Here is a 26,321-nt window from a genome sequence, read left to right as displayed (position 1 = left end):
ACGGACAGCGGGCCGTGGAAATTGTCGGCGTCCCGACCGAATTCGGCCAGCACTTTTATCTATCTAAGTATTTATGCCAGTGTCGTGCGACAGGCTGCGACCACGTCGTCGAGCGACGCAAGCGCCGCGAACTCATAGGCTGGGTGAAAGCCGATGTGGACGTCCGGTCGCGAGCAAAGTTGTGGAGCGCTGAAGAGGAGCGAGAACCAGTCTGGGTTCCCGGTGATCTCGGCGATGACGGCTTGGCCGAAGCCGCAAGTCCGGGTGTCCTCCTGCACGACGACCAGGCGACCCGTCTTTTCCAGCGACTTCACGATGGTCTCGTAGTCGCAAGGCACGATGCTTCGCAGGTCGATGACTTCGACGCTGGCTTCGCCCGCGAGCTTTTCCGCTGCTTCCTCAGCCAGGTGGACGGTGTTGCCCCAGGCGACGATGGTGACGTCGCTGCCCTCGCGGGCGATCCTCGCCTTGCCGAACGGGACCGGCTCGACCGTCTTGACGTCCACCCGCTTTCGGAAGATGTGCTTCGGCACGAGGACGAAGCAGGGGTCGTCGCTATGGATCGCAGACCAGAAGAGCCCGGCAGCGTCCTGCGGGGTGGAGGGGACTGCGACTTTGAGCCCCGGCATGTGGGCGAGGAACGCCTCGTTCGACTGACTGTGCCAGAGGGAACCGCCGCCGAAGTAGGCGCCATAGGGAGCGTAGACCACCATCGGGGTTTTCCAACCGCCGAAGGAGCGCCAGCGCGTCGTCGAGAGGTTCGTGATGATCTGGTTGAAACAGGGGCCGAAAAAGTCGATGAATTGGAGTTCGAAGACCGGCTTCATGCCCATGCTGGCCATGCCGACGCCGACGCCGATGATGGTGGCCTCGGCCAGCGGCGAGTTGAAGACCTGGTTCGGAAACTTGTCCGAGAGGCCCTTGGTCATGCCGAAGACGCCGCCTTTGGGGTCTTCGATGTCCTCGCCGAAGAAGATCACGTTGGGGTCGTTCTCGAGCGCCTTATCGAAGGTCCTGTTGATGGACTCGACCATCGTCATCTCGCCCGGTTCGATGGGCGGCTTCTGGGCGGGGCGCTCCTCGCCCCAGCAGTCTTTGAAGAGCTCGTCGCCGCGGGGATCCTCGGCCGTCTCGGCGCGGTCGTAGTCGTCGCGCACTTGGACGACCAGCTCTTCCTGCATCGCCTCGAACTGTTCCTTTGTGAGCTCGCCTGCGGCGATGAGCTCATCGGCCAAGAGCTTGATCGGGTCGCGCGTGAACATCTCTTCGATGTCTTCGGGAGCCCGGTAGACGCGGTGGTCGTCGCTGCTCGTGTGGCTGGAGAGGCGGTCAAGGTCGGCCCAGATCAGGGTCGGGCCCTCGCCGGTGCGCGCCTTCTCGATGGCCGCTCCCGACTTTTCCAGGACCTCGTCGAAGTGGCGAGCGTCCATTTTGACGACGAGTTCCTCGCTCACGATGCCGGGCAGGTTGAGGGCCATGAAGTGGGCGGTCGGGGTGGAAATGCCGTACTTGTTGTCCTCGATGACGAGGATGAGGGGGAGCTTTTCTTGGACGGCGAACGCCCAGGCTTCATAGAACTCGCCCTGGCGCATGGCGGCGTCGCCGACGGTGGCGATCACGACGTTGTCCTTGTTCTGGAGCTTTAAGCCCCATGCCGTGCCCGCCGCGGGGATGAGACCCCCGCCGGTGGGGGTGCAGACACTCATCACGTTGTGCTCCGGGCTGCTGTAGTGGCCCGGCATCTGGCGCCCACCGCTGCTGCTCTCGCGCTTGGCGAAATAGGCGAGGGCGAGGTCATATGTGGTGAGCCCGCGCGTGAGCATGATGGCCCGGTCGCGGTAGTAGGGATAAATCCAATCGTCCTCGTTGAGGTGGAGCGCCATTGCCCCGAGGGTCTCGTGACCGGTCCCGCCGACGTGGAACCACCCTTTGCTCTGTCGCAGGAGGATCGCCTCGCGCCTGTCGCCCTCGCGACTGAGCATCATCAAGCGTAGGTATTCAAGCTTCGTCATCCGGGTTGTGGTTGGGGTCACTGACATCGTTCCGCCTCGTTGCGTTCCTGTCTCTGGAGTCTACTACAGGCCGTCACGACGGGGCGAAAGGCCGCGGACCTTGGCCAAAAGGGGTCTGGAGGCGCCGAGCGGATTCGAACCGCTGGATGAGGGTTTTGCAGACCCTTCCCTTAACCACTTGGGTACGGCGCCGGGAGTGACGGGACTATACCAGTCTCCGATCAGGAGGGCGAATGACCGCCGCCCGACTTGGGGGGCCGTTGGGGGAGCGGACAGGCGCGCTTCCCGAACCACTTTTTGCGGTAGCGGGCGACGAGGCCATAGCCCAGCGCGAAGAACGGCTCAAGCAGGGGGAAACGGCCTACCGCCGAGACCCAGCGCAAATACCACGGCGCGACCTCCATCAGCTTCAACCACGCCCGATGGCCGTGGAAGACCTGTCCGGCCTCCAGCACCATGTTCCCGCCATAGCCTTTCTCCACCGCTTCGGGGGCCTGCAGGATTTCGGTCTCGATGGGTTGGCCAGCCGCCTTAGCCCACTGGACCACTCGAAGCTGTGACCCGTGGCAAAGGTTGCATTCCCCGTCGTAATAAAGCGTCCAGACCAAGCTGCCTCAATTCTGTAATACGCGGCGTTCCGGCTGGGTTTCCCAGGCTCGCGCCGCCATGGGCCCCAATCGGCCCTGGCTCGCCGACCCGGCCACTCGACCCTGCCTGCCAGAATAGCCTTGATGGCGAAGATGCACGAATATCCGGTGTCGCTGGAATGGCACGGGGGGCGAGACGGGAGCGGGCGGGTCCACGCAGACAGGACGAAGGTGGATATTGACCTTTCCGTCCCGCCGGAATATGGCGGAAGCGAAGGCGGCGCGGGGACCAATCCGGAGGAGCTCCTCACGGCGGCGGTCACCGCGTGCTATTCGATCACGTTCGGCATCATCGCGGTCAACCGCAAGCTGCCCTACGTCGGGCTTGACGTAAAGGCGGTGGGCGAGGTCGAGGAGAACGGTCCGAACTTCACGTATACGAAGGTCACCGTCCGCCCCACGATCAAGCTGGCGGCGGAGGCCACGGACGACCAGGTGAAGATGGCCGAGGACATGGCGCACAAGGCGGACGCCTACTGCATCATCACGAACGCGATCCGGGGCAAGGTTGAAATCGTGGTCGAGCCGACCATCGTGCGGGCGTGATGCGCAAGAAACTCGTCGCCGGCAATTGGAAGATGTACAAGAGCGCAGGCGAGGCGCGGGACATGGTCGCGGCGCTTCTTCCGCTTCTTTCCGGCGATGCGGACGTGGTCTTATGCCCGCCGTACCTGGCGCTGCCCGCGACGGTCGAAGCCTGCGCAGGGACCAAGGTAGGGGTCGCCGGCCAGGACGCCTTCTGGCTGGACGAAGGCGCCTACACGAGCCAGGTGAGCGCGGCCATGCTGAAGGCGGCGGGAGCGACGCATTGTGTCCTTGGCCACTCGGAGACGCGCGGCCGCTTCGGCTCGGCCGACCTCCCCGCGAGCCAGGTCGCCGCTTTCGCGGAGACCGACGAGACTGTGAACCTGAAAGCCCGGGCGTGCCTGCGGCACGGCCTTGTCCCCATCGTCTGCGTCGGCGAGACCGAGGCCGAGCGCGAAGAAGGGCGGACCGATGCGGTGGTGCAGGGCCAAGTGGCGCGAGCCCTGCAGGACATCGAGCCGACGGATGTGGCCCGGATGGTGCTGGCCTATGAGCCTGTCTGGGCCATAGGCACGGGCAAGACGTGCGGCCCGGACGAGGCAAACCGCGTTTGCGGCGTCGTCCGGAAGGCGGTGGCGCGCGCGGCGGGGGATGCGGCCCCGGGCGCCTGCCGCGTCCTTTATGGCGGGAGTGTCAAGCCGGATAACGCCGGGGCTCTGTTCTCACAAACGGAGATCGACGGCGGCTTGGTCGGCGGTGCGTCGCTCGACGCGCAGACCTTCGCGAGGATCATAGCGGCGGCGTGAGCGAGGCCCCTCTCGCGAAGCGGGTCGCGGAGACCCATACCACGCTCGCCCAGATCATGACCCCGACGGACGCGAACATCTTGGGGAAGGTGTTCGGCGGTTCGGTCCTCTCTTTGATCGACCTCACCGCCTCGGCGACGGCGCAGAAGTTCGCAGGGCGGGTCTGCGTCACGGCCGCCTTTGACCGGGTCGATTTCCACGAGCCGATCGAGGTGGGGGAGTTGGTGACGTTGAAGGGCCACGTCAGCTTCGCCGGGCGGACGAGCGTCGAGGTGACGATCGACATCTGGGCGACCGACCTGCGGTCGGGGCAGACGCGGCACACGAACACCGCCCGCGTGACCATGGTCGCGATCGAAGACGGCCGTCCGGTGCCGGTGCCGAAGCTGATCTGCGAAACGCGGGAAGAGAAAGCCGCCTTCCTCCTCGGTCGGTTGCGGCGGGGCTATCGCGACCGCCGACGACAAGAGCACGAGGAGATGACGGGCCGTTTAGACACCGCCTCGGATGCAGAGTTAGACGCGATGCTTGCGGAAGGGCTCTAGCCGATGCCTGCGCCCCACCCTAACGAGGAACTGAACCGCGAGGCGCCTTACTCTATAGGGACGTTGCCTTCGCCACAGCGGGCAGTCAGGATCCAAACCGGGTTCGAGCCGTTAGCAGTGTGAAGAAGTCGCATAGTGTCACCGTCGGTCGGCCAGAGGGAGGTTCCTCAGGCTCTTTCGGTGACCTATTGGCTAAAAGTAAACATGTTGTGACAGGGCCGCCCTAAAACGGGGCGAAGACGGGTAATTTCCTGGGACTCCCGTTCCAACCTGTCCGCAAAACGGCTGAACCCTCCGGCGGCTGTGCGACGTATGGGAAAGCAGACTGCGACCCGCTCGAGAGAAATCATGACGTTGATCCTGGCCGCCCTTGCCCTGTCGAACCCCCGCCCCGCCCCCGCAGACCTGAAGATCGTCGCGGACGCCCCGATCTTCCTGGATTCGTTGCAGGTGAAGATCGAAGGCGGGAAAGACGTCCGCTACACGACCGACGGCACGGAGCCGACCGCCCGGTCCCCCCGCTATTCCGGCCCGATCACGCTCAAGGATACGGCGAAGGTCACAGCCGCCTCCTTTGGAAACGGCAAGGCCGCTCCGGTCTCGGAGTCTTTCTCCAAGGTGCTTCCGTGGGCCGCGGCAAAGCCGCGACGCTCCGAGCCGGGCGTCGCCCTCCTGCGATTCGCTGGCGAGTTTTCCTCGGTGCGCGACTTCTACGGGACGCGCCGGCCCCCGGCCGAAGCGGTTCAGACCTTCGGGCTGCCGGAGAAAGGCACGACCGCGACGGGGTTGGTTTACGAGGCGTTCCTGGATGTGGACGAGACCGCGGTGTACTCCTTCTGGCTCGGTTCATCGGAAGGTTCGCGCCTCTTTATCGAGGGGCAGATGGTGATCGACAACGACGGCACAAGCGGGCACGCGCGCAAGCAGGGTTTCGCACCGCTGGCCAAGGGGCTGCACTCGGTGCGGCTGGAATGGTTCAACCGGTCCGGCACGCCCGTGCTCGACCTGCGCATGGGCCTTCCCGGCAAGGATGGCCAGCCCATCCCGCAGAACAAGCTGATGCGGACTCCGATCCGTCAGCGCCCGGGTGGCGGATCTTAGTTAAAGGTCGCGGCCAGGATTCCGTCCAAACGGCTGAGCGGTGCATTGGCGCCGTCCAGCAGATGGCTGATAAAGCCGACGCCGGCCAGGGTCTCCGCTAGGAGCTCCGGGTCGGCGAAGGGTGAGTCCTTCTTGAGCTTCGCGCCCGGCACTTGTTCGTGGACCACCCTTGAGAACGCCTGCCAAATGGGCTTAAGTCGCTTCTTTACCGCAGGCTCGCCGATCGCTGCGACATAGAGGCCCGCCAAGACCTTGAAGAAGCGGCTGTTCTTGCGGCAGTACGCCTCAACGAGGGCGATCTCGTTCTCGACGAACTCGCGCGGGGTCTTTGCGTCCTTTTGAAAGCGGCGTCGGTCGTCTTCGAGGATCTGCTCTGCATACTCCGCGATCCCGACCAAAAGGTCGGACCGGGTCGGGAAATAGTAGTGGACGGTGGCGTGGTTTACGCCGACCGCCGTTGCAACCGTCCGCGCGTGCACCGCTTCTAACCCCTTGGTACCCATGAGGCCATAGGCCGCTGCAAGGATCTCTTGCCGTCTCTCCTTCATTTGGTGGATTGTGGCTGGCAGGCGGCCGGAGTGTCAACCTTTTGGTCTTAGTCCCCGGAAGTTTATGGTCAAGAGGCCAAAATGCACGACGTGCAGCCCTATCCGCGCACTTGGGCGGAAATCGACTTGCTCAAGCTTGCGCACAACCTGGCGGCGGTGCGAAAGCGCCTCCTTTCACCATCCACCGAGATCGCACTGGTGGTGAAGGCGGACGCCTACGGTCACGGCCTGGTGCCCGTCGGGCGCTTCGCACTGCGCAACGGGGCGGGGTGGGCGGCTGTGGCGACGGTCCAAGAAGGGATTGCTTTGCGCGACGCGGGGGTCGATGCGCCGATCATGGTGCTTTCGCCGATCCTGCCGATTGAGTCCGAGCAGGCCGTCTTCTACGGTTTGCACGTGCTGTTCGAGTCGCTCGAGGCAGCTCGCCACCTTAGCGCGGCTGCAGAGGTGCTTGGCAAGACGGCGTTTCTCCACCTAAAGGTGGATACTGGCCTTCATCGCTTCGGGGTGACGTCCGACCAGGCGGTGGAGCTGGGATTGGCTGCGAGCCAGCTGCCTTCGGCCGAACTCGTGGGCATTTGTCAACACTTTGCCGACTCTTCGCGCGATGCGGAGTACACGGCACGGCAAGCCCAGGCTTGGCTCGCGGTGCTGGAAGCTTGTGCCGCGGCAGGGTTGCGGTTCGGATATCGTCACGCGGCGAACTCGGCCGGGGTGACCAATTGTCCGAACGTCCAGGGCGACATCGTGCGGATCGGGATCATTGGATATGGGATCGACCCTTTTAACCTTTTGGAGGGAGAAGCCAGGCCCGTTCTAAGCTGGACGTCGCGGGTGACATCGTTGCGCGAAGTTGAAAGTGGCGAACCAATTGGTTATAGCGGGACGTTCCGCACGAGCCGCCGGTCCAAAATCGCGACCGTGGGAGCGGGCTATGGCGACGGGTACCCGCGCACCTTGAGCAACCGCGGCGTGGTGGGCGTCCGCGGATCGCGAGCCGACGTCGTCGGGCTGGTGTGCATGGACCAACTGCTCCTCGACGTAACCGGGATCCCGGGCGTGGAAGTCGGCGACGAAGTCGAGTTGATCGGGCCCAACGTGACGGTCGCCGAGCTTGCCCAACGCGCTGAGACGAACTCGCACGAGATCGTCACCCGCATCATGTCGCGGGTCCCGCGCCGCTATCACTATTGAACTACTTGTTAAGTCCTACCACGTTGGAGGACATCACGTCCGGCAAAGTACGGATTGCTGAAAGGATGCTCTCCGAAGGCAGGCGGTCTACAGCAATCTGTGCGATGGCCGCTTTGGCCCCCCCGAGGACGACGTTCTCCATTTCCTGCACGCTGACTCCATCGTCCTTTAGGTGGCCCAGGACGCTAGCAAGGACGCCGACTTTATCAAGATGGCGGACGACGACGAGGTGGGTCGCGATCTCGCCCTTTTGCACGTTAACGACGTTCGGGACCACTCCGGTCTCCTTGTACTCTTTAACGATCCGCACGGTCTCTGCGGCGACCGCCTCTTGAGCTTGGTCGGTACTGGCCCCAATATGGTGGGTGCAGTAAACGCCGGGGAGATCCTTGAGTGCACCTTCATAGCTTCCTTCTCCCGAAGAGGGCTCACTGTTCATGACGTCCAGGCCAGCCCTAATCTTGCCCGACTTCACGGCTTCCACAAGGGCGGCTTCATTGACGACTTCTGCCCGGCTGGTATTGATGAAACACGCGCCTGGCTTCATAGCATCGAAGAAGGCCTTGCCGACCAACCCTTTCGTCTCGGGTCGGAGCGAGGTGTGTACGGAGACGAAGTCCGATTGCGACGCTAACTCCTCTAGGCTCTCAGCCTTACCAATCTCTAGTGCGGCGACCACCTCGGGCGTAAGGTAACGGCTAAAGGCAATGACGTGCATGCCGAAAGCTTTAGCGCGTGGGATCATTTCTTGGCCGATCTGTCCCATACCAACGATGCCGAGCGTCGAGCCGTAAATGCCTTTAGCTTTACTGTAAGTCTTCTTGTTCCATTTGCCCTGGCGGAACTCAATGACGTTGTCGGGAATCCGTCGATCCAGTGCGGTGATCAGGCCGAAGGCGAGTTCGGCTACGGCCACACTGTTCTTGCCTGGGCAGTTCGCGACATAGATGCCGTTGGCGCTCGCCGCCGCCACGTCGATCGTGTTGTAACCGGCGCCCGCGCGAATAATGAGCGAGAGGGAGGAGCCCTCTAGCATTGGGCCCTCGACGCGGGTCGAGCGCACGACCAAGACGTCCGGAGCGAGCTCCTTGATCGCGGCGGCAAGGGTCTCGCCGCCGAGGTCAGGATTCGATACGACGTCGCAACCCAGGGCCTTGAGCCCGTCCAGGCCGCTCTTCTCAAACTTATCCGCGACGAGCACCTTCATGACGCTCCCAGTCTACATCAGGGGCGCGAAAGGACGCCCGAGACCTCGGCGGACTGGGGCGGCAGGCACTCGCTTTGGGTGCAGAGCGAGTAGAAGACCTTGATCCTAAAGTCCGCCCCCCCACCACGTGGTTGAATTCTCAGAGGGATTTCGACGGTGCCCTGCAGTTGTTCTCCTTCCGATGGAAGACTTGCCTCGCCATAGGCGCCTGTCAGTTCCAGGCTGATCCCTCCTCCCCTGGACATATCGATGTGGAACCCGTCCGGGACGGCGAGCATGACTATGGCGTGTCCCCAACCTTCTGGTGTGATCGCTATCACGCTTGGATCGAGGGATAGCGTGGCGACGGGTCGGGGCCTCGCGATTCGAGGGGGGGCGGCGACGCCCGCCGCCAAGAGCTCGAGGACCTCGAGGGCCATGCTGGGGCAGGCTTGGGGCAACCGTTCGAGCCAGCCCGCGCCTGCTTGGAGCGTCTCCCACGCTTCGTCGTTCCGTCCCAAGCGGCGGAGGATCCGGGCTGCGAGCCCGTTTGGGCTCGGAGTCGCATTATCCACAAAGGGGCGGGAAAGGCTGAAGAGCCCATTGCCGCGGGCATAGCGAAATCCTCCGGGGCTGGCAAAGTGAACCACTATGTGGTCGATGATCGCTTCGGCACGCTCCCACCAAAGGTCGCCTGGAGCCAAAGATAGATCCAGGTAAGCATTCGCCATGAAGGCAAAGTCATCCAAGAGACCCTCACCGTAAGGTGAGTCCTGTACGACCATGTGGGGGAGCTCAGTGCCGAAAGCCGCCCATTTGGTGGCGACCGCCTCGGCCTCAGCGCGACGTCCGACCGCGACGAGTCCCGTCACGGCCAACGCGTTCCAAGCCGCGATCGCCTTGTCGTCCGTCGCGGGGTGGGGGCGAAGCCCGCGCGCAGCGAGCAAGGAATCCAGCTCTGCGGAGCAGGCTGGCGCCTTCCCCCGGGCCAGGTGGAGCACGTTCGTGCCGTCGCGCTCTCCCGTCGCTTCGTCCGCGAAGTTGCCCTCGGCGGCCATCTGGTAGCGGTCGGGGAAGTCGGAGTCCGTGCCGAGCACGGCCTGGGCCTCATCGATCCGCCAGACATAGAAGCTCCCCTCGCCACCATCGCTGTCCGCATCGATCGCGCTATAAAGCCAACCGGATGGTGAAGACATCTCCCGTTTAAGCCAGGCCACGCACCGGTCGACAGCTTGATCGAGAAGCAAATCCCGAGGGGCCGCGCCAAGGGCGCCCATGAGTTGGCCATTGTCGTAGAGCATCTTTTCGAAATGGGGCAGCCGCCACGCTTCGTCGGTGGAATAGCGGTGGAAGCCACCGCCGACATGGTCGTGGATGCCGCCTTGGCAAAGCGCTTCAAGGGTGGATACGGCCATCTCTCGGGCCAGTTCGCTCGGTGCCTCGCCGGGCAGGGCGGGGCGCAGCTCCGCGTACCTGAGAAGGAAGCGCAGGGCCGCATGGGGCGGGAACTTGGGCTTATCGCCGAAGCCCCCTTGGTCCGGGTCGAACTCGGCGTGCAGGGCTTCCACCACATGGTCGACATGGTCGAGGCCGATCTGGCCTTCGGCGGGCAGGTCTCGGGCGAGCCCTTCCCTCAGGGCCTTGCCAAACTCGGTTGCAGAAGAGACCACGTCCTGGTGCTGGTCGCGCCACGCACGGCCAAGGCTCTGCACGATGGTCAGAAAGCCGGGTGTGCCGCGCCGTCCGTCCCGCGGGAAGTAGGTGCCCGCGAAGAAGGGGTCGCCGTCCGGCGTGAGGAAGACGCTCATGGGCCAACCGCCGTGGCCGGTGGCCATCTGCACGGCGGTCATGTAGGCTTCGTCCACCTGTGGGTGCTCTTCGCGGTCGAGCTTGATGCAGACGAAGTCCTGGTTCAGGGCGGCGGCGACTTCGGCGTCCTCGAAAGACTCGTGCGCCATGACGTGGCACCAGTGGCAGCTTGAATAGCCGGCGCTGAGGAAGACGGGACGGTTCTCTTGCCGGGCGCGTTCCCAGGCTTCCTCGCCCCAGGGGTACCAGTCGACGGGGTTCTCGCCATGCTGGCGCAGGTAGAGCGAAGGAGATTGGGCGAGGCGGTTCATAACTGACGGTTACGGGGCGAGGAGCGCCGGATCGGGCCAAGTTACCCGTCGGCCAGGCCGACCAGCTTCTGGAGGGTCCGCACTTGCTGCACCCCGATCACGCGCGCCTCGCCGGGGCGCATGCCCTTCAGCCGCAGGGGGCCGATGCGCACGCGGCGCAGCTCTTGGACCGGGTGCCCGACGGCCATGCACATGAGGCGGACCTGCCTCTTGCGGCCCTCGTGGATCGTGATGGAGAGCCGTGCGGTGGTGCCGTCGTGGCCGAGCAGGTCGACTTTTGCGGGCGCGGTCTTTCGACCGTCGACGAAGACGCCCTTCCGGAGCTTGTTGACGGCGGCCTCGTCCGGCACGCCCGCCACCTGGGCCTCATATTCCTTCTCGACCCCGTAGCGCGGGTGCGTCAGCCGCATGGCCAGTTCGCCATCGTTTGTCAGGATGAGCAGCCCCTCGGTCTCCATATCGAGCCGGCCGACTGGCTTGAGTCCGATCGCCGAGGGTGGCATGAAGCTCGCCACGGTGGGGCGGCGCTGGGGGTCGGTCAAGGTTGTGACGACGCCCTTGGGCTTGTTCAGCACGATGTATTGCAGCGAGGCGGGGCGGACGGCCTGCCCGTCGACGGCGACCTGGTCGCCATCCTTCACGGGCACGCCCAACTCGACCACGAGGGAGCCGTTCAAGGTCACGCGCCCCTCGCGGATCATCTCCTCAGCTTTCCGGCGCGAGCAAAGCCCGGAAGACGCGATGTAGCGGTGGATCCTCATTTGTCCTGTCTCATTCTGTCCAGCCCGGCGGCTCCGTGCGGGAGGGCCACGGCCTCGCCCGCGTACAGCCCGACTTCCCAGGAAGTCCCGTCGAAGAGGGTGAGCCTGCCCGTCGCCACAGTCTGGTTCTTTGCGATGGGCGCGGTCACGGCTTCGGGGAGCAGCCACTCGGGGGTCGGCTGGGAGAGGGGCACGACGATCCGCACGTCCCGGCTCGCGACCAGGGCGACGGAGGGCGAATCGCCGCCTTGTACCTTGACCTCCGCCACTTTCTCGCCTTTGGTGGCGACCAGTCGCGACTCGAAGTTCTCGTAAGCCCAGTCCACCAGCCGGGCCGTGTCGCCCACCCAGTCCGGGCTTTTCAAGACGACGGTGACGATCGCCATCTCGCCGCGCCTCGCCGCTCCCACGAAGCAGTGGCCGGCCGCGGTCGTCCACCCTGTCTTCAGGCCGATGGCGCCGTCCGTCTTGGTGATCCAAGGGTTCCGGTTCTTCAGGACCGTGGTGGCCGTCCCCCCGCGCCTGTTCAGGACGCGCACGTCTGCGGTGGAGGCGCCGGCGATCTCGGGATAGCGGATAGCGGCCCGAGCGATGGTGGCCAAGTCGGCCGCGGTCGTATAGTGGTTGGGGTTCGGCAGGCCGTGCGGGTTGCAGAAGTTGGTGTTGCGGCACCCGAGCTCCTTGGCGCGCCGGTTCATCAGCCGCGCGAAGCCAGCGTCGCCGCCCGCGATCTTGGTGGCGATCGCGTGGGCCACGTCGTTGGCGCTCTTGATCATCAAGGCGTCCAGCATCTCGGCCGCGGTGAGTGTCTCGCCAGGGGCGAGGTTGAGCCGGGAACCGCCGACCTTCTTCGTCCCGGGCGGGGCGGTTATGGGGTCGCTCGGCAGGGTGTTCTCCTGGAGCAGCAGGGCCGTCATGATCTTCGTGCAGCTTGCCGGGGGCCGCTTCAGGTCGGCGTTCTTGGAGTAGAGCACGGCGCCCGTCTCCGCATCGACGACGATGGCGCTGGCCGCGCGCACCGTGACGGGGGCCTGCGCCGAAGCAATGGCGGGGAAGAGGAGCAGGGACAGGGGCAGTGCGCGAAAGGCCATGGGGAGTGACAAGACGATTTGACGGACGCCTGTGCCGACTAGTCTACGCGGAAGGCGGCAAGGCGTCAAAGGTCGAACTGGGATTGGTCCGGCGGCAAGTGCCCGCCCACGGTGAGGGCTTTGTGGCTCTCGAGCGGGGGCAACGCGGAGAGGTCGTCCAGTTTGAAGGCGTGGAGGAACTGCTGCGTCGTGCCGTAGAGCATCGGTCGCCCAGGCGACTTCTTACGTCCGACCTCGGTGATCAGCCGCCGCTCCACAAGCTGGCGGATGGCGTACGAACTGTCCACGCCCCGCACGGAATCGATCTCCGCCGTCGTGACGGGTTGCTGGTAGGCGACGATGGCGAGGACCTCCATCAGGCTCCGCGACATGCGGTGCTGCTGGGGCTGGGTGAAGCGGGCCACGGCCTCCGCATATTCGGGCTTGGTGCAGAGTTGGTAGCCGCCGGCGATGCGCAAGAGCTGGAGGCCGGACTCATGGTGGAGCCGCCCGCCCAGCTTTTCGAGCGCCTCCTCCACGGCATAGACGGCCACGCCGATCGCCCGCGCCAGCTCCTCGGGCGAGGCAGGAGAATCGGCCATGAAGAGCAGGGCTTCAACGGCTCGTTGGACGTTCATGGGCGGTCAGGCGAGGTGGGGCTGGCCCGAAGCGGATTCTGACACCCTCGCGTCCCGGGCGAAGCACGGCTCGCCGTCCTCGCCGAGCGTGACCCGCGCCTGCCCCAGCCGGATCAACTCCAACAGGGCGAGGAACCACCACACCACCTCGGCCCGGGTGAAGTCGCCGACCACAAGCGCGTCGAGCGGCCGCGGATCCGGCCCCAAGGCCCTCAGCACCACCACGATCTGGTCGCTGAGCGAGCGGACCGGCTTGCGGAAGGCGTCGGGCGGGTCTGGGGCCGCTCGGGAGAGCAGGCGTTCCAGGGCCCGGGCGAGATCGGTCAGCTGTACGCCGCAAGGGTCGAAGGGCAACTCGTACGGGCTGTCGTCCGGGGTGCGGAAGAAGACAAGCTCGCGCTCTCCGGCCAGCGCGCCCAGGGCCGAGATGACCGGCTTGAACTCGCTGACCCAGGGGTCGGGAAGCTCGGCCTCGTCCCCAGGCTCCTCCGGGGCGGCCGCGGCGGGGATCAGCGCCCAGGACTTCCTTTCCAGCAGGTAGGCCAGCGCCGCCAGCGCGACTCCCGCCTCGTCCAGGTCCAGCTCGTGCGACTCCAGCAGGTAAGAGAGGTAGGCGGAGCAGACGGGCGCCATCGGCACCCCGAGCAGGTCGACCCGATGGTCGCGCACCAGCCGGAACAGGGTGCCGAGCGAACCCGTGAAGCCCGCGCACTCGATCCGGATGTCGGGCGGCGCGACTAAGCCGAGCCCCTCGACCGCGCCTTGCCGCTCCAGGACCGCCGCTGCCATCTCGGGGTAAAGACGAGGGCCGGGCGTCCTTCGCACCGTCCCACGACGTCAGAATGGGGCCGTGTTCGCCCGCGTCCCCCTCTGCTGTCTTCCCACGCCCTGCCACCCCTTGCCTCGGCTGGGCGCAGAGCTCGGGCTCGACCTTTGGGTGAAGCGAGACGACCTCACGGGTTTCGCCGGAGGCGGCAACAAGGGCCGCAAGCTCGAATACCTGATGGCGGAGGCCAAGGCGAAGGGCGTGCAGCGCGTGGTCTGCAGCGGGTCGTTGCAGTCGAACTTCGTGCGGCAGATCGGGGCGGCGTGCTCGGTGCTCGGCATCGCGTGCACGGCGGTCGTCATGCGCCTGCCCTATGACGCCGCCTTCGGCCCTCCCGTCGGCCCCGTGCCCTCGACCGGCGGCAACCAACTCCTCGACCTGCTCTTCGGGGTCGAGATCCGCCGCGTGCCGGACGGCAGTTGGGAACAGCTCGCCGCCGCGGCCGAAGCCGCCGCCCGCGAGCACGAGGAGGCGGGGGAGCAGGTGTGGCTCGTGCCGCTGGGGGGCAGCTCCGCCCTGGGCGCCTACGCCTTCGCGCAGGCGGCGCGGGAGGTCGGCGAAGACTGGGACTTCGTGGTCGTCGCCACCAGCAGCGGCTCCACCCAAGCCGGGCTGGGCTGGGCCTGGCACGGTCGCCGCCCCCACGTGATCGGCGTCTCCGCCGACCCCGAACCAGACCTCGCCGACGATATCGCCGCCGTCGCCGTCTCGCTGGATGATCTCGTGGGCGAACGGAAAGCCATGTCCGTTGCCGACTTCGACGTGCGCCGCGACTGGGTCGGCCCAGGCTATAACGTACCGAGCGGCAAGGGCCGGGAAGCCATCAAGCGCCTCGCCCGCACCGAGGGACTCCTCCTGGACCCGGTCTATACGTCGAAGGCGTTCGCCGCCCTCCTCGACCTGGCTGCGGCGAACGAGGTGTCGGGTGCGGTGCTCTTCTGGCACACGGGCGGCCTTCCCGTCGTCTTCGCTCAGAGCGACGGCGCGGGCTAGCAGGGCTCCACGTTCAGGAAGGGCCACGTGCGGCCGTTCACGGTGGGGCTGCGCGCTGCGCATTGAGACGTGCGCCCGCTAGCCGCCGACCGAGGCCGTACCCAGCCGGAGCACCGCCGAGGCCTGCCCGGTCGCGATCTTCACAAACCGCACCGCCACCGCATACCGTCCCGGGGGCACCGGCACGTCCACATCCAGGCCGCCCTCGACGAACCTCGCGCGACCGAGGATGCGGTAGTCGCGGTCGCGGGGCTCCGCCAGCGCCGAACGCACCCGCGCCGCCATCAGCTCCGTCACGACGCCCTCCGCGTTCGCGCGGTCTGCAGCGTATCGTAGCGCCTCGGGCAGGGCCGCGACCGTCACCGCCACCGCGTCACCACCAAATGGAGACGCCGGGGGGAGCCGCGGAGGTTCGAGCATCGCCCCCCCGGAGTGCGGCGGCTCGACGCCGCTCTGGATTGGCCGGCTTGACGGCCCACTTCCCGCGCCTTGTCCCCGAAGGCTGGGGGTTGTTGCTCCGGAGCCCCCTCTCCCTTCGGACCGCGCCTCCTCGTGACCAGTCAAATGAGGAGGGGACTGGGGGAGGAGCCACTCGGCAGGAGCGTTCGCCGCCAGCCACCGCACCGTGAGCGAGACGTACGCGTTGGCCGCCCCCGGCGCCCCTGCAAAGGGGTCCGCCTGCCGGGCCCAGGCGAGCCAGGCCCGTTGCTCCTGCGCGGTGAGCCCGGACCACGACCGCGCCGCCGACTGGAACAAGCGCTTCGCCTCGGACTGGGCTTCCGTCGCCTGACCCCGCTGCACCGGCCGCTCGCGCAGGAGCACCGAACCGTCGCGCCGCTCGACGAACACCGCCCCCCCGCTCGTGCCGCTCAAACCCGCGATCCCGACACCCGTCTTCAGCTTGGCCATACAAGCAGACTATCGGCGCCCGCGCCCGCTTTCCTCACCCGTCCCCCAAGCTCGGCAGGGCCCCGCCCGTGCCTCACCCGTGCCACAGCCGTGCCACAGCCGTGCCAACGCCCTGGGCTGCCGCCTGAAAAGCGAGGGCGTTTTCGGGTAGGAATGGACGCCATGGCGGACACGACCGCGCAAAGCGCCGTCGCCAACTGGGTCAGGGACACCTTCCTGCCCGCGAAACTCGACCTGAAGTTCGTCCACCGGCGCGTGAGGCTGCGCAGCGGCGGCACCTACCACTTCTCCTTTGTCAGCGAAGACGGCAAAGTCGTCGGCAGCGTCATCACCAGTCGAGCCAGGACGGCAAGCGGGAAGCTCGGCAACGAGAAGATGAACAAGTACCGGGCGGACCTCTACTTCCTGCTGATCGCAGAGGCGGAACAAAGGCTCATGGTCTTGACCGATCCCGAGATGTACGAGCTTCTTTGCGCAGAGAAGGCGCTGCGCGGCCGAATCCCACAAGAGATCGAACTCCTGTTCGCCCCCCTACCAAAACACCTCGCCAACCGCCTCGCAAAGTCGCAGAAACAAGCCGCCGACGAAGTTTTTGAAGAGTAACGGCCGCCAGCCCCGCCGGGTAATTTTGAGAGGCGGACGGGCAAACTGTAAGACGAGTTCGAAGCTGAACTCTGGGCGATCGACGAGGTGGCGAAGGAGCGCGGCTACAACGCGACGCTTTTCCGGCGGATGCTCAAGCAGTACAGGGGGCTCGGCACGGCAAGGAAGCTCCTGGCAGCAGACGCCCCCCAGTACGGCCTCCTCCGCCTCAAGGAGATCGGGCTCCTGGCGCACAGCCTTGAGAACACCGTGCTTAACCCCAAGTACGCCGACCTCTTCCTCACCCGGGAGAAAGAGACCGCGCGAGAACGGTCGCAGTCGTTCGGCTTTACGCCCGAATGGCGTCAGGATCCGCTTTGAGGCCCTGGCGTGTCTTCGGAGTCTTCACCACGGTTGAGAGTCCACTTCGCTCCCGACATTTTGGCAATGGTGTCGCCGTCGATGCCGAAGTATTCGGGGCCCACATGGCCAACGAGAACCACTTCTTCATGCTCATAAGCGACGCACTGGCCTAGTTTCGCGTGCCTGATTGCATCAAGAGGGGTGGCAGCTCGATAAACGTTCCTTCGGCATTGGGAGCAGAACCGCACGGCCGGGTCGCTTGCCTCCTCGAGGTCTTCCCACTGCTTGTCGCACACAAATCGGAAAGTGACCTGGCAGGGGGGCGAGTCGCGGTCGGGCACTGGCGATCACGCCCCCGCCCGAGACCGGTCAGACCGCGAAACCATGCCGAAATGTTCGAGCGCCGCCTCGATGTCTTGCCATTTCTGGGGTGGGCACTTCACCTTGCGCTCATGGTTCCGCGCCCGGCCGAACGGGCCGCAGTTGAGCCTGTAATGCGCCTTGACGTGCGCGATCCAGCATGGCTTCGGAACATAGCCATAGGTGCGCCTCACATAGGCGTCGATCTCTGTGTAGGTCGCCATTGCCTACCGATCTTACTCTTCGCCCCTGGCGAGAGTCCAGATGCGCTTCAGCGGGATTTCGGCGCGCAGATCGGCGTCGAGATTTTCATACTCGGCGAGGAGGTTTCGCACCAAGTCTTCTTGATCCCAGAGTCGTACGTTGAAGCAACGTTTGACCGCTCCACAGACGGAGCGGTACAAAGCACGGTCTTTTGTACTCCAGCTGTCACTGGAGGCTACGAGGGCAAAGTCGCCGCACGTAACTCTTGAATTGTAGACGCTTTTCAGCGCTGCAAGAAGGGGTTGTGTGGAAAACCTGGTGACTTTGTCCCACCGACCGGTTCGGATCACAGGAGAAGAACCATGTTCAACAACACTATTCAGTGCCCGGATTGCGGCAATAGTTTCGAAGTGACCGAGAGGCTCGCCCGACCCTTCGTCGAGCAGGCGGAGGCGAAGGCCAAGAAGTTGGTCGAGGCCGCCCAGAAGCAGGCGACCACCGCCCACGACGAGGCCAAGAAGCTCATCCAGGAAGCGGAAGAGCGCATCCGAGAGGCGACCGAGATGAAGGAGGCGGCGGAGGCCGAAGTCAGCCGGCGCTTAGCGCATGAAAGGCAAACGCTCCGCAACGCTCTTCGCGCGCAACTCGTCGAGGAGCTCCAGCCCGAACTGGAGACCGCCAAGACTGAGCAAGTCCGGCTGAGGGCCGAACTGGCCCAGGCGAAGGCTGCGGAGCTTGCCCTTCGCAAGCAGAAAGGTGACGTCGAGGAGCGCGAAAAGAACCTTGAGCTTGAGGTTGCCCGGCAAGTCGACAACGAGCGGAACGTGATCAGGCAGACGCTCTTGCAAGAGGCCGAATCGGCCCACAAGCTCCAAATCGCGGAGAAGGACAAGCTAATCGCAGAGATGCATGAGAAGGTCAAGGAGGCACAACGCAAGGCGGAGCTCGGCTCCCAGCAGCGCCAGGGCGAGGTGCTCGAGGTGGATTTCGAGACCACGCTGCGCCAGTCGTTCCCTCGGGACACGATCGAGGCGGTGAAGACGGGCCACCACGGCGCGGACATCCGCCAGAGGGTGCTGGGCAACATGGGCGGAAACGCGGGCCTGATCCTTTGGGAGGTCAAGCGGGCGCAGAACTGGGGCACCGACTGGTGCACGAAAGTCAAGCAGGACGCGGCAGAGGCCAAAGCGGACATCGCGGTCATCGTCAGCGAGGTCTTGCCCAAGGACGTGCGCGACTTCGCGGAATGCGAAGGGGTCTGGGTCGTGCGACCGAGCCACGCGGTCGCCCTCTGCATCGCGCTAAGGCAAGGGCTTGAGGCTACGGCGCAGGCTAGGGCGGCGGCGACCGGCCGGGAGAGTAAGGAGGCTCTCCTCTACTCGTACCTGACGGGGCCGGAGTTCAGGACGGTGATGGAGAGCATGGCAAGACCCTTCCAGGACTTGAAGGAAGACCTGGAATCGGAGAAGAGGGCGACGCAGGCAAGGTGGGCGCGACAGGAGAAGCGGATTGAGCGCATCCTAGCCGCTATTGCCGGCCTCCAAGGAGACCTGCAAGGCATCGTCGGCAAGGAGATGCCGGCCTTGCCCGGGTTCGACGAACAGCTGGAGGAGACAGAGCACGCACGAGGCGATGCTCCAAGTCTCATGTAATGCATCAGACACGCTGGCCGGGGCAATCGCGAGACGGCCCCGGCACAGTGACTTGGATGCCCGATGTGTTGGAGAAGGTCGGACGACTGATCGCTTGATGTCGACAAAAGGAGTGCGGCGACTAGGCCCAGGAACCCGTCTGGAGGAGGAAAAGGTTGCCAATATTGGAATGAAGCCGCGTCAAGGATGAATCGAGTGTACCGATGAGTTCGTTAGAGTTCGACCGACTACCACTCGCGCAGGTCGACGTGCGCCTTGCTCTCGACCTGCCCAACCCAATGCCGATCGCAGCCGTAACAGAACTGCAGAAGCTTTTTGGGGCTAAGTTCCCTAAAGTCGCCCAGCCGTCTCAGCTTGAGGCTGCACCCGGTAAGCCGCCGAGCGAGATTGTGCTCGACCCTTTCCAGTTGGCCGGTGTGGCATTTTCAGCGGAAGATCGGAGCATGGTGGTCGTAATTCAGCCAAACCTCTTAATGGTGCGCTGGATTTATCGACGAGAGGGGCCAGCCTACCCGCGGTATGAGGCCTTGGTGGATAACCTAAGCTGGTGCTTCGATCAGATCGGTGCCTTGACCGAGCCCAGCCCGTCATGCTCAGCTGTCCAGATGACGTATATGAATTACGTCACAAAGCAACAACTGGAATCGGGAGGGGTCGCTCGGTATCTCTCGGATAGGTTTCGAAGGCCGCTTGATGGCGCTGGCAGCTCCGTGCACCATTATGAGCTGGCGTGGCGGGAGGAAAGAGTGGACTTACGGCTCAAGCTGGTGCCGGGTGTCGTCGAAGAACTCGACTCAGAGCCGGGACTTATCTTTCAGACGATTGCCGGGAGTTTCGTTAACGAAGCAAGTTGGTCGGGTCATCTTGCGCAGTGCCATGAAAGACTCAACGAGCTCTTCCCGGAATTGATAAGCCAAGAGGCCAAGAAAGAGTGGGGTCTGCATGGCGCTTAGACACACCTATAGCTCGTCAGCTACCACACTAGCGGGGGAGGCCGGCGCCAATACCGTCGACGTCAGTCCCGTGCGACGAAGCGACCATACTGCGCGTCGTTCAACTATCCCCTGGCGATCCGTAGAAGTTATTGTAACCTCCAACCAAACCGTAGAGGTGACTTTAGCGGAGAGGCTACTGAACCGGGTGCAGAAGTCGTTGCGACAGTTTGAAACGGACGAGCCCTTAAAGCCCAGTGAAAAAGCCTTCGTCCAAGCTAGGAGATGGGCTAGCAGACTCGAATTGGTCAAGCAGGATTGGCCCGGGCTAGTCTTTTCAGCCGGAGCCACGGACGAGGGCGAAGTTGAGTTCATGGTGGATTCGGCAGATCGGGAGCGCAGGGTGATCGTTGTCATCAGTCAAGACGGCGGCACCGTGACCATCCGGAAGTCGGCAAAGGGACTCCACCAAGCGGAGACCATGCCGAGTGAGCATGTATGGGGCGAGCATGTCCGCTGGGTCGGCTCCACCCCCGCCTAGGCCGCGACTTCTGGCTCGACGGTTCCTTGTCGAGGACTTCGACGAGGACTCCCAGAGTCTGAGACCAAGCGCGTTCAAGTGCAAGAGCATCCTGCGGGACGGAGTCAGAGTCAGAGAAACCGAACTGTCCGTCACGGGATGGGACGAATGGGAGGCCGACCCTGACGCTTCGACGCGGCTTTGCGAATCTCACAAGACTAGCAAGCAGGTTCCGGGAGTCTGCGTGTTCGAAACGTCCGTCCTTGAGGAGCTTGGCCTGGAGTTAGAGTGGGCGGAGGATTTGGCCGACCCGGAGTTCGGTAGCGCTCATTGGAGCATCAAAGGCTGTCCAGAAAGGGAGCAACAGGACGAACTAGTGCGAGTGGCCCAGGGGCGGATTCTTCGGCGGCCTACTTGGAAAGCGGGACTCTAGGGCCCACCCGTGAGCCCTAGGGAGGGCACTGTCCGAGCCACAGCCCCGAAGACCTCTTCCTGCGATTTGGGACAAACTCAGCATAAGTGGGCGATAGTACGAGCTGGGGGCCGGGGAATCCGCATCCGTTGAGCCGGATGAAGACGGAGTTGGTGTGGGAGGGAAAGTACGACGAGTATGGGAACCGGCGGCCGGTGAAGCTGCCGACTTCGCCTCTCCCGCTGCAGCGGATCGAGACGATCGACGCGCCGTGCGACGCGGCGACAGGCAAGTCGAACGAGCAGCGAGCGATGCAGGCCTTTGTCGCTTTGTCGACGAAGTTCCTCCAGGCGACGCCGGGCGGCTCGGTGCCCTTGGCCCCGCCCACGACTCCTTTCACGGGCGACACGGTGGTCGTGACGGCGACGGCGACGACGGGCAAGGTGACCTTCACGGCGAACCAGCCGAACGCGTCGAACGTGACGACGGAGATCCTGCTCCAGCCCCTGGCAAGCCAGATCCGCAACCCGCAGAAGGGCGCTTACCGCACGAAGAAGTTCTTCCGGTTCCTGCCGGGCAGCTTGAGCACCGATGTCGACGTGCCGGCGGGTTGGTATGCGGCGGCGGTGCGGTTCGTTAAGACCACGACGGGCCAGGCCGCGACGATCCAGCCGATCGGCATCAGCCAGGTGTCGTTCTCGGTCGCGGAGAGCGGGTCGGGTTCGAAGAAGAAAGCAGCGTAGGCCGAGCCACGTGTTCCGATCGGCGGCTGGTCGATCCTCCCCTCCCCCTTCCCCCTCCCCAGGCTTGGGGAGGGGGTTGCTTGCCCTCCTCCTGCCCCCTCCTTAGGCTCGGGGAGGGGGTTGTTTGCCCTCCCCCTACCCCCTCCCCAGGCTTGGGGAGGGGGTTGTTTGCCCTGCCCCTGCCCCCTCTCTAGGCTTGGTGAGGGGGTTGTTTGCCCTCCTCCTGCTCCCTCGCCAGGCAATGGGAGGGGGTTGCTTGCCCTCCCCCTGCCCCCTCCCCAGGCTTAGGGAGGGGGTTGTTTGCCCTCCCCCTGCCCCCTCCCCAGGCGTGGGGAGGGGGTTGTTTGCCCTCCCCCTGCCCCCTCCCCAGGCTTGGGGAGGGGGTTGTTTGCCCTCCCCCTGCCCCCTCCCCAGGCTTGAGGAGGGGGTTGTTTGCCCTCCCCCTGCCCCCTCCCCAGGCTTGGTGAGGGGGTTGTTTGCTCCCTTTCCTGCCCCCTCCCAAAGCTTTGGGAGGGGTTGCTTGCCCTCCCCCTGCCCCCTCCCCAGGCTTAGGGAGGGGGTTGTTTGCCCTCCCCCTGCCCCCTCCCAAAGCTTTGGGAGGGGGTTGCTTGCCCTCCCCCTGCCCCCTCCCCAGGCTTAGGGAGGGGGTTGTTTGCCCTCCCCCTACCCCCTCCCCAGGCTTGGTGAGGGGGTTGTTTGCCCTCCCCCTGCCCCCTCCCCAGGCTATGGGAGGGGGTTTGGTATTTCTCGTATACTGGACTGACAAGGAGATCAGCGTGGATCAGTACCGACACATCGATTTTTTAAGGGTCACGGAAGAGGCGGCGCTGGCGGCCAGCAAGTGGGTCGGCAAGGGAAAGAAGGACGAGGCGGACGATGCGGCGTGCCAGGCGATGCGGGGGGCGCTCAACTCGATGGAGATGTGCGCCACGATCGTGATCGGCGAAGGGGAGCGGGACGAGGCGCCGATGCTGTACATCGGCGAGAAGCTGGGCAGTGGCGACTCGCCCGAGGTGCAGATCGCAGTCGACCCTTTGGAGGGCACGAACCTCTGCGCGAACGGCACTCCGAACGCGATCAGCGTCTTGGCGGCGGCGGTGGAGGGGGAGGGCTACCTGATGCACGCCCCGGACACCTATATGGACAAGTTGGTCGCGGGCAAGGAGTGCGTCGGTGTCTTGGACATAACGCTACCGCCCCGCGTGAACGTGCGGCTGATGGCGAAGGCGCTGGGCAAGGACGTCGACGAGATGATCATCGGCGTGTTGGACCGGCCGCGGCACGAAGCGCTGATCCACGAGCTTCGCGAAACCGGTTGCCGAGTGCACCTGGTGCCGGACGGCGACCTTTCCGTGGCCATTGCGGCGCTAGACCCGGACGCGGGGATCGACGGGCTGATGGGGATCGGCGGCGCGCCGGAGGGCGTCCTGACGGCGGTCGCGGTGCTCTGCTCGGGCGGTGAGATGCAGGCGCGGATGAAGTTCCGCAACGAGGAGGAGAAGGTGCGCGCCAAGCAGATGATGGACGGCGACCCGGAGCGGGTGCTGACGACGGAAGACCTCGCGCGGGGCAACGTGGTCTTCTGCGCGACGGGCATCACGTCCGGCGACCTGCTGAAGGGCGTGCGCTACAAGCGTGGCTATAGCATGACCGAATCGATCCTGATGCGCAGCGGGATGCGCAAGATCCGGCGGATCGAAACGGTGCACATGGACAACGGCGACGAGAAGTAGGCCCTCGCTCTCCGCTGTCAGGTGCGCGCCCTTCCGGTCAGGTTCCAGTCGGCTTGGGCGGTGCCCCATGCGCCGGTCACCGTCACCTTGTACTTGCCCGGGGGCAGGTAGCTGGGACGGCGCGCGGCGAAGGGATCGTCGGTGCCCTTGGCGTCCGGGTTCCGGGGTGCGAAGGGGTCGCCAGGCGCGGTCTGTAGCTCGACCTTGACGAAGTTCAGCCCCCTGATGGCGTCCACGGACTTTGTGAGGACGTTTTTCTTGCCCTCGTCAGCCACTTCGATCGTCGCGGGCCCTTCGCCGCTGCTCCAGAAGCTGATGCTGAGCTGGGGCGGATCGGGCGTGGCGGAGTCCCATTCGCCACGCGGGAATCCCCAGCGTTCGGAGCGGCTCATGTCGTCGATCGGCCAGATGTAGACGGGCTCTGCGGTGATCTTTTCGGTGAGCTTGTGGACGAGGTCCAGGCTGGCGACCCAGACCGAGCGGGAGTGGGTGGCGGCCACGATCTCGTGAGCCTTGGGATGGATGGCAAGGTCATGGACGGGGGCGTTCGGCATTCCTACCCCGAAGGGCTGCCACGTGGCCCCGTCGTCGCGCGAGACGTAGACCCCCATGTCGGTGCCGACCCAGAGCATGCCTTTCACGACAGGGTCTTCGCGGACGGTGTTCACGCAGTCAAGCGGGAGGCCCGCGGCAATGGATTGCCACGTCTTTCCAGCGTCGGTCGACTTCCAGACATAGGGTCTAAAGTCGTCTTCACGGTAGCCGTTCTGCGAAAGGTACACCTTTTGCTCGTCGTACTGGGACGCAACGATCCTTGTGACCCACTTATTCGGTTGTGGGGTCGGGATGTCCACCCATTGGTAGCCTCCGTCGGGCGTCATCTTGACGTTGCCATCGTCGCAACCGATGTAAATAAGCCCGAACCTTAGCGGACTTTCACTTATTGCGGTGAGAGTGGAGAAGGGCACGTCCCCTTGCTCGCGGTTTTTGGTCAAGTCGGGGCTGATATCGTCGTACTTCTTGCCTTGGTTAAACGATCTGTGGAGCTTCTGTGAGCCCAGGTAGATGATATCAGGATGGTGTGTGCTGACCGTGATCGGGGAGATCCAGTTATAACGGAGTTCCGGCTCTCCCGGCTTGTTGGCAGCGCGTGCGCTCCAGCGCTGGTTGTTGGTTTGGTTGAGGCCCTGGTGGGCACCGAACTGGCTGGCGATATAGACGGTGTCGCCACCGCCGCGGGGGTCGATGGCGATGGCGCTGCCGTCGCCTCCGCCGATGCTGGTCCAGCGGGAAGGATCGTCGATTCCTGCGCGATAGTTGCTGGGGCCCTTTAAGGTTCCGTTATCCTGCAAACCGACGTAGACGTTGTAGATTGGCTTGTCGTCAATTGCGAGCGTGGTGGTTTGTCCGACCGCTAAGTTTTCGATGTGGCGCCACGTCCCTCCGCCATCAAGGCTTCGGTAAAGTCCGCCGTCGTTCCCCAGCCACATTTTGCGGGTGTCGCGAGGGTCGGTATAGACAACGTGGTGGTCGACGTGCGTCCTTTGGGCGATATGTTGCCACGATTTACCTGCGTCGCTCGAGCGCAGAAGGAGGACGCCAAGCGTGTAGACAATGTCCGCGTTCTTCGGGTCTGCAAAGACCTTTCCCCAGTAGTAGCCGCCGTGCGATCCGATGCGGCGGCCTTGGTTCGGATTGCGCCATGTGGCGCCTGAGTCGTCGCTCACCCAAAGCTGCGCCTCGCGCAGGGGTTGGGTCATGGCGTTAGGGTTTCGCTCTTGGATAAGGTTCGCCAAGTCTTCCATCGTGAGCTTGCCGTCCTTGAAATCCTTGACCGCTTCCGTGCGCTTCGCGCTCGGGAGGTTGCGCTCTAAGAATCCGTCGCGGATGGAAGCGTCTAGGGCGAGGAACTCTTCCTTGCTCATCCTTAAAAAACGGCGAAGGGTGAGGGTTCCCGCAGGTGCAAGTTCATCGATGTCCTCGTACTCCGTGTCGCCTTCTTGGTTGTCGACAAAGACGTAGAGGCGGTCAGGCTTTGCCGGGCTTACGGCGAGGCCGACCCTGCCCCAATCCTCTTGCGGCTTAAAGATCGGTTCCCAGTTCTCGCCACCGTCTGTGGACCTGTAGACGGCGGTCCCTGGACCGCCTTCGCGGAAGTTCCATGCGCGGCGCTCGCGCTCCCAGGTGGTCGCGTAGACCGTGCGCGGATCGCCGGGTTTAAAGCAGACGTCGATGCAACCGGTGTCTTCACCGCCGGGGAGGACGTTGCGCCACGTTTCTCCCCCGTCCTTTGTCACGAAAAGTCCACGTTCGCCGCCGTCACTGTACAAAGGTCCAATGGAGGCGACGAAGACGACCTTGGGGTTTTTGGGGTTTACCGCGACGCGCCCGATGTGGTGCGAGTCGCGCAGCCCCATGTTGCGCCAAGTTGTGCCGCCATCAATGGATTTGTACACTCCGAAACCCGCATAACTTGTCCTTTGGCTGTTGTTCTCGCCTGTGCCGACCCAGATGGTCTGGCCATCGTCCGATACCGAGAAGTCTCCGATGCCGAACGCGTCTTGGCCGTCGAACAACGGCTGCCAAGAGCCGCCATCGTCGCGCGTCCGCCAAAGGCCGCCGGTCGCAAAGGCGACAAGGGTCTCCTCCGGGCGGTTGCGGGGCGAGTCGATGTCGATGACGCGCCCGCCCTGGACCTCGGGCCCTATCGAGCGCCACGGCACCTGCCGGAACGGCGACGAGCCCACCATCCGACGCCGTTCCTCGAAGCTTCTTTCACGGTCGCCCACCGAAGTTCCGGCCACCTTTTCGAAATGGAACTTTTGCTTTTCCGCGACCTTGGACATGGGCGGCTTGAGCTGGATTTGCTCTTGCGGTGATATGAAGAGGAAGAGGAGGCTGAGCATCGACTGTCGCGGCATTCTACTAAAGAAGGGGGC

Annotated in this window: 25 protein-coding genes and 1 tRNA gene; 13 read left to right on the top strand and 13 right to left on the bottom strand. The window is 64.5% G+C overall.

Features of this window, described 5'->3' with window-relative positions:
* Positions 1-71: 71 nt before the first annotated feature.
* From KF733_11670 to KF733_11660, 3 genes are all read right to left on the bottom strand, one after another.
* Positions 72-2,012, bottom strand: a complete 1,941-nt coding sequence (locus tag KF733_11670) for a hypothetical protein (protein ID QYK55656.1) — start codon at positions 2,010-2,012, stop codon at positions 72-74.
* A 116-nt stretch (positions 2,013-2,128) separates the two neighbouring features.
* Positions 2,129-2,204, bottom strand: a tRNA-Cys gene (locus KF733_11665).
* Between the two features lie 29 nt (positions 2,205-2,233).
* A complete protein-coding gene (locus KF733_11660; protein QYK55655.1) occupies positions 2,234-2,620 on the bottom strand; it encodes a DUF393 domain-containing protein in 387 nt (128 codons plus the stop codon).
* Between the two features lie 123 nt (positions 2,621-2,743).
* Between KF733_11660 and KF733_11655 the strand changes: the two genes are divergently transcribed.
* From KF733_11655 to KF733_11640, 4 genes are all read left to right on the top strand, one after another.
* Complete coding sequence (locus KF733_11655) at positions 2,744-3,205, top strand: OsmC family protein (GenBank protein QYK55654.1); 462 nt, start codon at positions 2,744-2,746, stop codon at positions 3,203-3,205.
* A complete protein-coding gene (tpiA, locus tag KF733_11650; GenBank protein ID QYK55653.1) occupies positions 3,205-3,990 on the top strand; it encodes a triose-phosphate isomerase in 786 nt (261 codons plus the stop codon). Before KF733_11655 ends, tpiA begins: the two co-directional genes overlap by 1 nt.
* A complete protein-coding gene (locus KF733_11645; GenBank protein QYK55652.1) occupies positions 3,987-4,535 on the top strand; it encodes an acyl-CoA thioesterase in 549 nt (182 codons plus the stop codon). Before tpiA ends, KF733_11645 begins: the two co-directional genes overlap by 4 nt.
* Before the next feature lie 348 nt (positions 4,536-4,883).
* Positions 4,884-5,636, top strand: a complete 753-nt coding sequence (locus KF733_11640; protein ID QYK55651.1) for a chitobiase/beta-hexosaminidase C-terminal domain-containing protein — start codon at positions 4,884-4,886, stop codon at positions 5,634-5,636.
* On the opposite strand, the gene KF733_11635 is transcribed toward KF733_11640, so the two are convergent.
* Positions 5,633-6,184, bottom strand: coding sequence for a TetR/AcrR family transcriptional regulator (locus KF733_11635; protein QYK55650.1), 552 nt, complete (start codon positions 6,182-6,184; stop codon positions 5,633-5,635). The two genes, KF733_11640 and KF733_11635, sit on opposite strands and share 4 nt — an antisense overlap.
* 90 nt (positions 6,185-6,274) lie before the next feature.
* Between KF733_11635 and alr the strand changes: the two genes are divergently transcribed.
* Entirely contained in the window at positions 6,275-7,378 is a 1,104-nt protein-coding gene (gene alr / locus KF733_11630) for an alanine racemase (GenBank protein QYK55649.1), read from the top strand.
* A 1-nt stretch (position 7,379) separates the two neighbouring features.
* On the opposite strand, the gene KF733_11625 is transcribed toward alr, so the two are convergent.
* The 6 genes from KF733_11625 to KF733_11600 all read right to left on the bottom strand — a co-directional run bounded on the left by KF733_11625 (position 7,380) and on the right by KF733_11600 (position 13,942).
* Entirely contained in the window at positions 7,380-8,585 is a 1,206-nt protein-coding gene (locus KF733_11625) for a hypothetical protein (GenBank protein ID QYK55648.1), read from the bottom strand.
* A gap of 17 nt (positions 8,586-8,602) precedes the next feature.
* The gene (locus KF733_11620; GenBank protein QYK55647.1) at positions 8,603-10,684 is read right to left on the bottom strand and encodes a thioredoxin domain-containing protein; all 2,082 of its coding nucleotides are present in this window, start codon (positions 10,682-10,684) and stop codon (positions 8,603-8,605) included.
* 41 nt (positions 10,685-10,725) lie between these two features.
* Positions 10,726-11,445 carry an rRNA pseudouridine synthase gene (locus tag KF733_11615; protein QYK55646.1) on the bottom strand — a complete coding sequence of 240 codons (720 nt, stop codon included), beginning with the start codon at positions 11,443-11,445 and terminating at the stop codon, positions 10,726-10,728.
* Positions 11,442-12,536 carry a D-alanyl-D-alanine carboxypeptidase gene (locus tag KF733_11610; GenBank protein ID QYK55645.1) on the bottom strand — a complete coding sequence of 365 codons (1,095 nt, stop codon included), beginning with the start codon at positions 12,534-12,536 and terminating at the stop codon, positions 11,442-11,444. The genes KF733_11615 and KF733_11610 overlap by 4 nt, the downstream gene beginning before the upstream one ends.
* A 65-nt stretch (positions 12,537-12,601) precedes the next feature.
* Positions 12,602-13,153: an SMC-Scp complex subunit ScpB gene (scpB, locus tag KF733_11605; GenBank protein QYK55644.1), complete on the bottom strand. Its 552-nt coding sequence runs from the start codon at positions 13,151-13,153 to the stop codon at positions 12,602-12,604.
* A gap of 6 nt (positions 13,154-13,159) precedes the next feature.
* On the bottom strand, positions 13,160-13,942 hold the full coding sequence (locus KF733_11600) for a hypothetical protein (protein QYK55643.1): 783 nt from the start codon (positions 13,940-13,942) through the stop codon (positions 13,160-13,162).
* A 61-nt stretch (positions 13,943-14,003) separates the two neighbouring features.
* Between KF733_11600 and KF733_11595 the strand changes: the two genes are divergently transcribed.
* A complete protein-coding gene (locus KF733_11595; GenBank protein ID QYK55642.1) occupies positions 14,004-14,972 on the top strand; it encodes a pyridoxal-phosphate dependent enzyme in 969 nt (322 codons plus the stop codon).
* A 78-nt stretch (positions 14,973-15,050) separates the two neighbouring features.
* Here the strand turns inward: KF733_11595 and KF733_11590 are convergent, their stop codons facing one another.
* Complete coding sequence (locus tag KF733_11590; GenBank protein QYK55641.1) at positions 15,051-15,881, bottom strand: hypothetical protein; 831 nt, start codon at positions 15,879-15,881, stop codon at positions 15,051-15,053.
* A gap of 162 nt (positions 15,882-16,043) precedes the next feature.
* On the opposite strand from KF733_11590, the gene KF733_11585 reads away from it, so the two are divergent.
* Positions 16,044-16,484 carry a hypothetical protein gene (locus KF733_11585; protein QYK55640.1) on the top strand — a complete coding sequence of 147 codons (441 nt, stop codon included), beginning with the start codon at positions 16,044-16,046 and terminating at the stop codon, positions 16,482-16,484.
* 87 nt (positions 16,485-16,571) lie between these two features.
* Complete coding sequence (locus KF733_11580) at positions 16,572-16,844, top strand: hypothetical protein (protein QYK55639.1); 273 nt, start codon at positions 16,572-16,574, stop codon at positions 16,842-16,844.
* Positions 16,845-17,173: 329 nt separating this feature from the next.
* Here KF733_11580 and KF733_11575 read toward each other — a convergent pair whose 3' ends face one another.
* The gene (locus tag KF733_11575; GenBank protein QYK55638.1) at positions 17,174-17,410 is read right to left on the bottom strand and encodes a hypothetical protein; all 237 of its coding nucleotides are present in this window, start codon (positions 17,408-17,410) and stop codon (positions 17,174-17,176) included.
* Positions 17,411-17,800: 390 nt separating this feature from the next.
* Between KF733_11575 and KF733_11570 the strand changes: the two genes are divergently transcribed.
* From KF733_11570 to glpX, 5 genes are all read left to right on the top strand, one after another.
* Positions 17,801-19,042: a DUF2130 domain-containing protein gene (locus KF733_11570; protein QYK55637.1), complete on the top strand. Its 1,242-nt coding sequence runs from the start codon at positions 17,801-17,803 to the stop codon at positions 19,040-19,042.
* Between the two features lie 203 nt (positions 19,043-19,245).
* Positions 19,246-19,995, top strand: coding sequence for a TIGR04255 family protein (locus KF733_11565; GenBank protein QYK55636.1), 750 nt, complete (start codon positions 19,246-19,248; stop codon positions 19,993-19,995).
* Between the two features lie 283 nt (positions 19,996-20,278).
* Entirely contained in the window at positions 20,279-20,515 is a 237-nt protein-coding gene (locus KF733_11560) for a hypothetical protein (GenBank protein ID QYK55635.1), read from the top strand.
* Between the two features lie 549 nt (positions 20,516-21,064).
* On the top strand, positions 21,065-21,649 hold the full coding sequence (locus KF733_11555) for a hypothetical protein (protein QYK55634.1): 585 nt from the start codon (positions 21,065-21,067) through the stop codon (positions 21,647-21,649).
* A 737-nt stretch (positions 21,650-22,386) separates the two neighbouring features.
* A complete protein-coding gene (gene glpX / locus KF733_11550; GenBank protein QYK55633.1) occupies positions 22,387-23,382 on the top strand; it encodes a class II fructose-bisphosphatase in 996 nt (331 codons plus the stop codon).
* 17 nt (positions 23,383-23,399) lie between these two features.
* Here glpX and KF733_11545 read toward each other — a convergent pair whose 3' ends face one another.
* Entirely contained in the window at positions 23,400-26,288 is a 2,889-nt protein-coding gene (locus tag KF733_11545; GenBank protein QYK55632.1) for a hypothetical protein, read from the bottom strand.
* Positions 26,289-26,321: the final 33 nt, after the last annotated feature.

It is taken from the genome of Fimbriimonadaceae bacterium, assembly GCA_019454125.1.
In the GTDB taxonomy this organism is placed as follows: domain Bacteria; phylum Armatimonadota; class Fimbriimonadia; order Fimbriimonadales; family Fimbriimonadaceae; genus JALHNM01.
This window is presented reverse-complemented; position numbering and strand designations above follow the sequence as displayed.

Coding starts and splice junctions, on each gene's coding strand:
- KF733_11670 (QYK55656.1), bottom strand. CDS start 2,012: ATGACGAAGCTTGAATACCTACGCTTGATGATGCTCAGTCGCGAGGGC.
- KF733_11655 (QYK55654.1), top strand. CDS start 2,744: ATGGCGAAGATGCACGAATATCCGGTGTCGCTGGAATGGCACGGGGGG.
- tpiA (QYK55653.1), top strand. CDS start 3,205: ATGCGCAAGAAACTCGTCGCCGGCAATTGGAAGATGTACAAGAGCGCA.
- KF733_11640 (QYK55651.1), top strand. CDS start 4,884: ATGACGTTGATCCTGGCCGCCCTTGCCCTGTCGAACCCCCGCCCCGCC.
- KF733_11635 (QYK55650.1), bottom strand. CDS start 6,184: ATGAAGGAGAGACGGCAAGAGATCCTTGCAGCGGCCTATGGCCTCATG.
- KF733_11625 (QYK55648.1), bottom strand. CDS start 8,585: ATGAAGGTGCTCGTCGCGGATAAGTTTGAGAAGAGCGGCCTGGACGGG.
- KF733_11620 (QYK55647.1), bottom strand. CDS start 10,684: ATGAACCGCCTCGCCCAATCTCCTTCGCTCTACCTGCGCCAGCATGGC.
- KF733_11615 (QYK55646.1), bottom strand. CDS start 11,445: ATGAGGATCCACCGCTACATCGCGTCTTCCGGGCTTTGCTCGCGCCGG.
- KF733_11610 (QYK55645.1), bottom strand. CDS start 12,536: ATGGCCTTTCGCGCACTGCCCCTGTCCCTGCTCCTCTTCCCCGCCATT.
- scpB (QYK55644.1), bottom strand. CDS start 13,153: ATGAACGTCCAACGAGCCGTTGAAGCCCTGCTCTTCATGGCCGATTCT.
- KF733_11600 (QYK55643.1), bottom strand. CDS start 13,942: ATGGCAGCGGCGGTCCTGGAGCGGCAAGGCGCGGTCGAGGGGCTCGGC.
- KF733_11590 (QYK55641.1), bottom strand. CDS start 15,881: ATGGCCAAGCTGAAGACGGGTGTCGGGATCGCGGGTTTGAGCGGCACG.
- KF733_11585 (QYK55640.1), top strand. CDS start 16,044: ATGGCGGACACGACCGCGCAAAGCGCCGTCGCCAACTGGGTCAGGGAC.
- KF733_11575 (QYK55638.1), bottom strand. CDS start 17,410: ATGGCGACCTACACAGAGATCGACGCCTATGTGAGGCGCACCTATGGC.
- KF733_11565 (QYK55636.1), top strand. CDS start 19,246: ATGAGTTCGTTAGAGTTCGACCGACTACCACTCGCGCAGGTCGACGTG.
- KF733_11555 (QYK55634.1), top strand. CDS start 21,065: ATGAAGACGGAGTTGGTGTGGGAGGGAAAGTACGACGAGTATGGGAAC.
- KF733_11545 (QYK55632.1), bottom strand. CDS start 26,288: ATGCTCAGCCTCCTCTTCCTCTTCATATCACCGCAAGAGCAAATCCAG.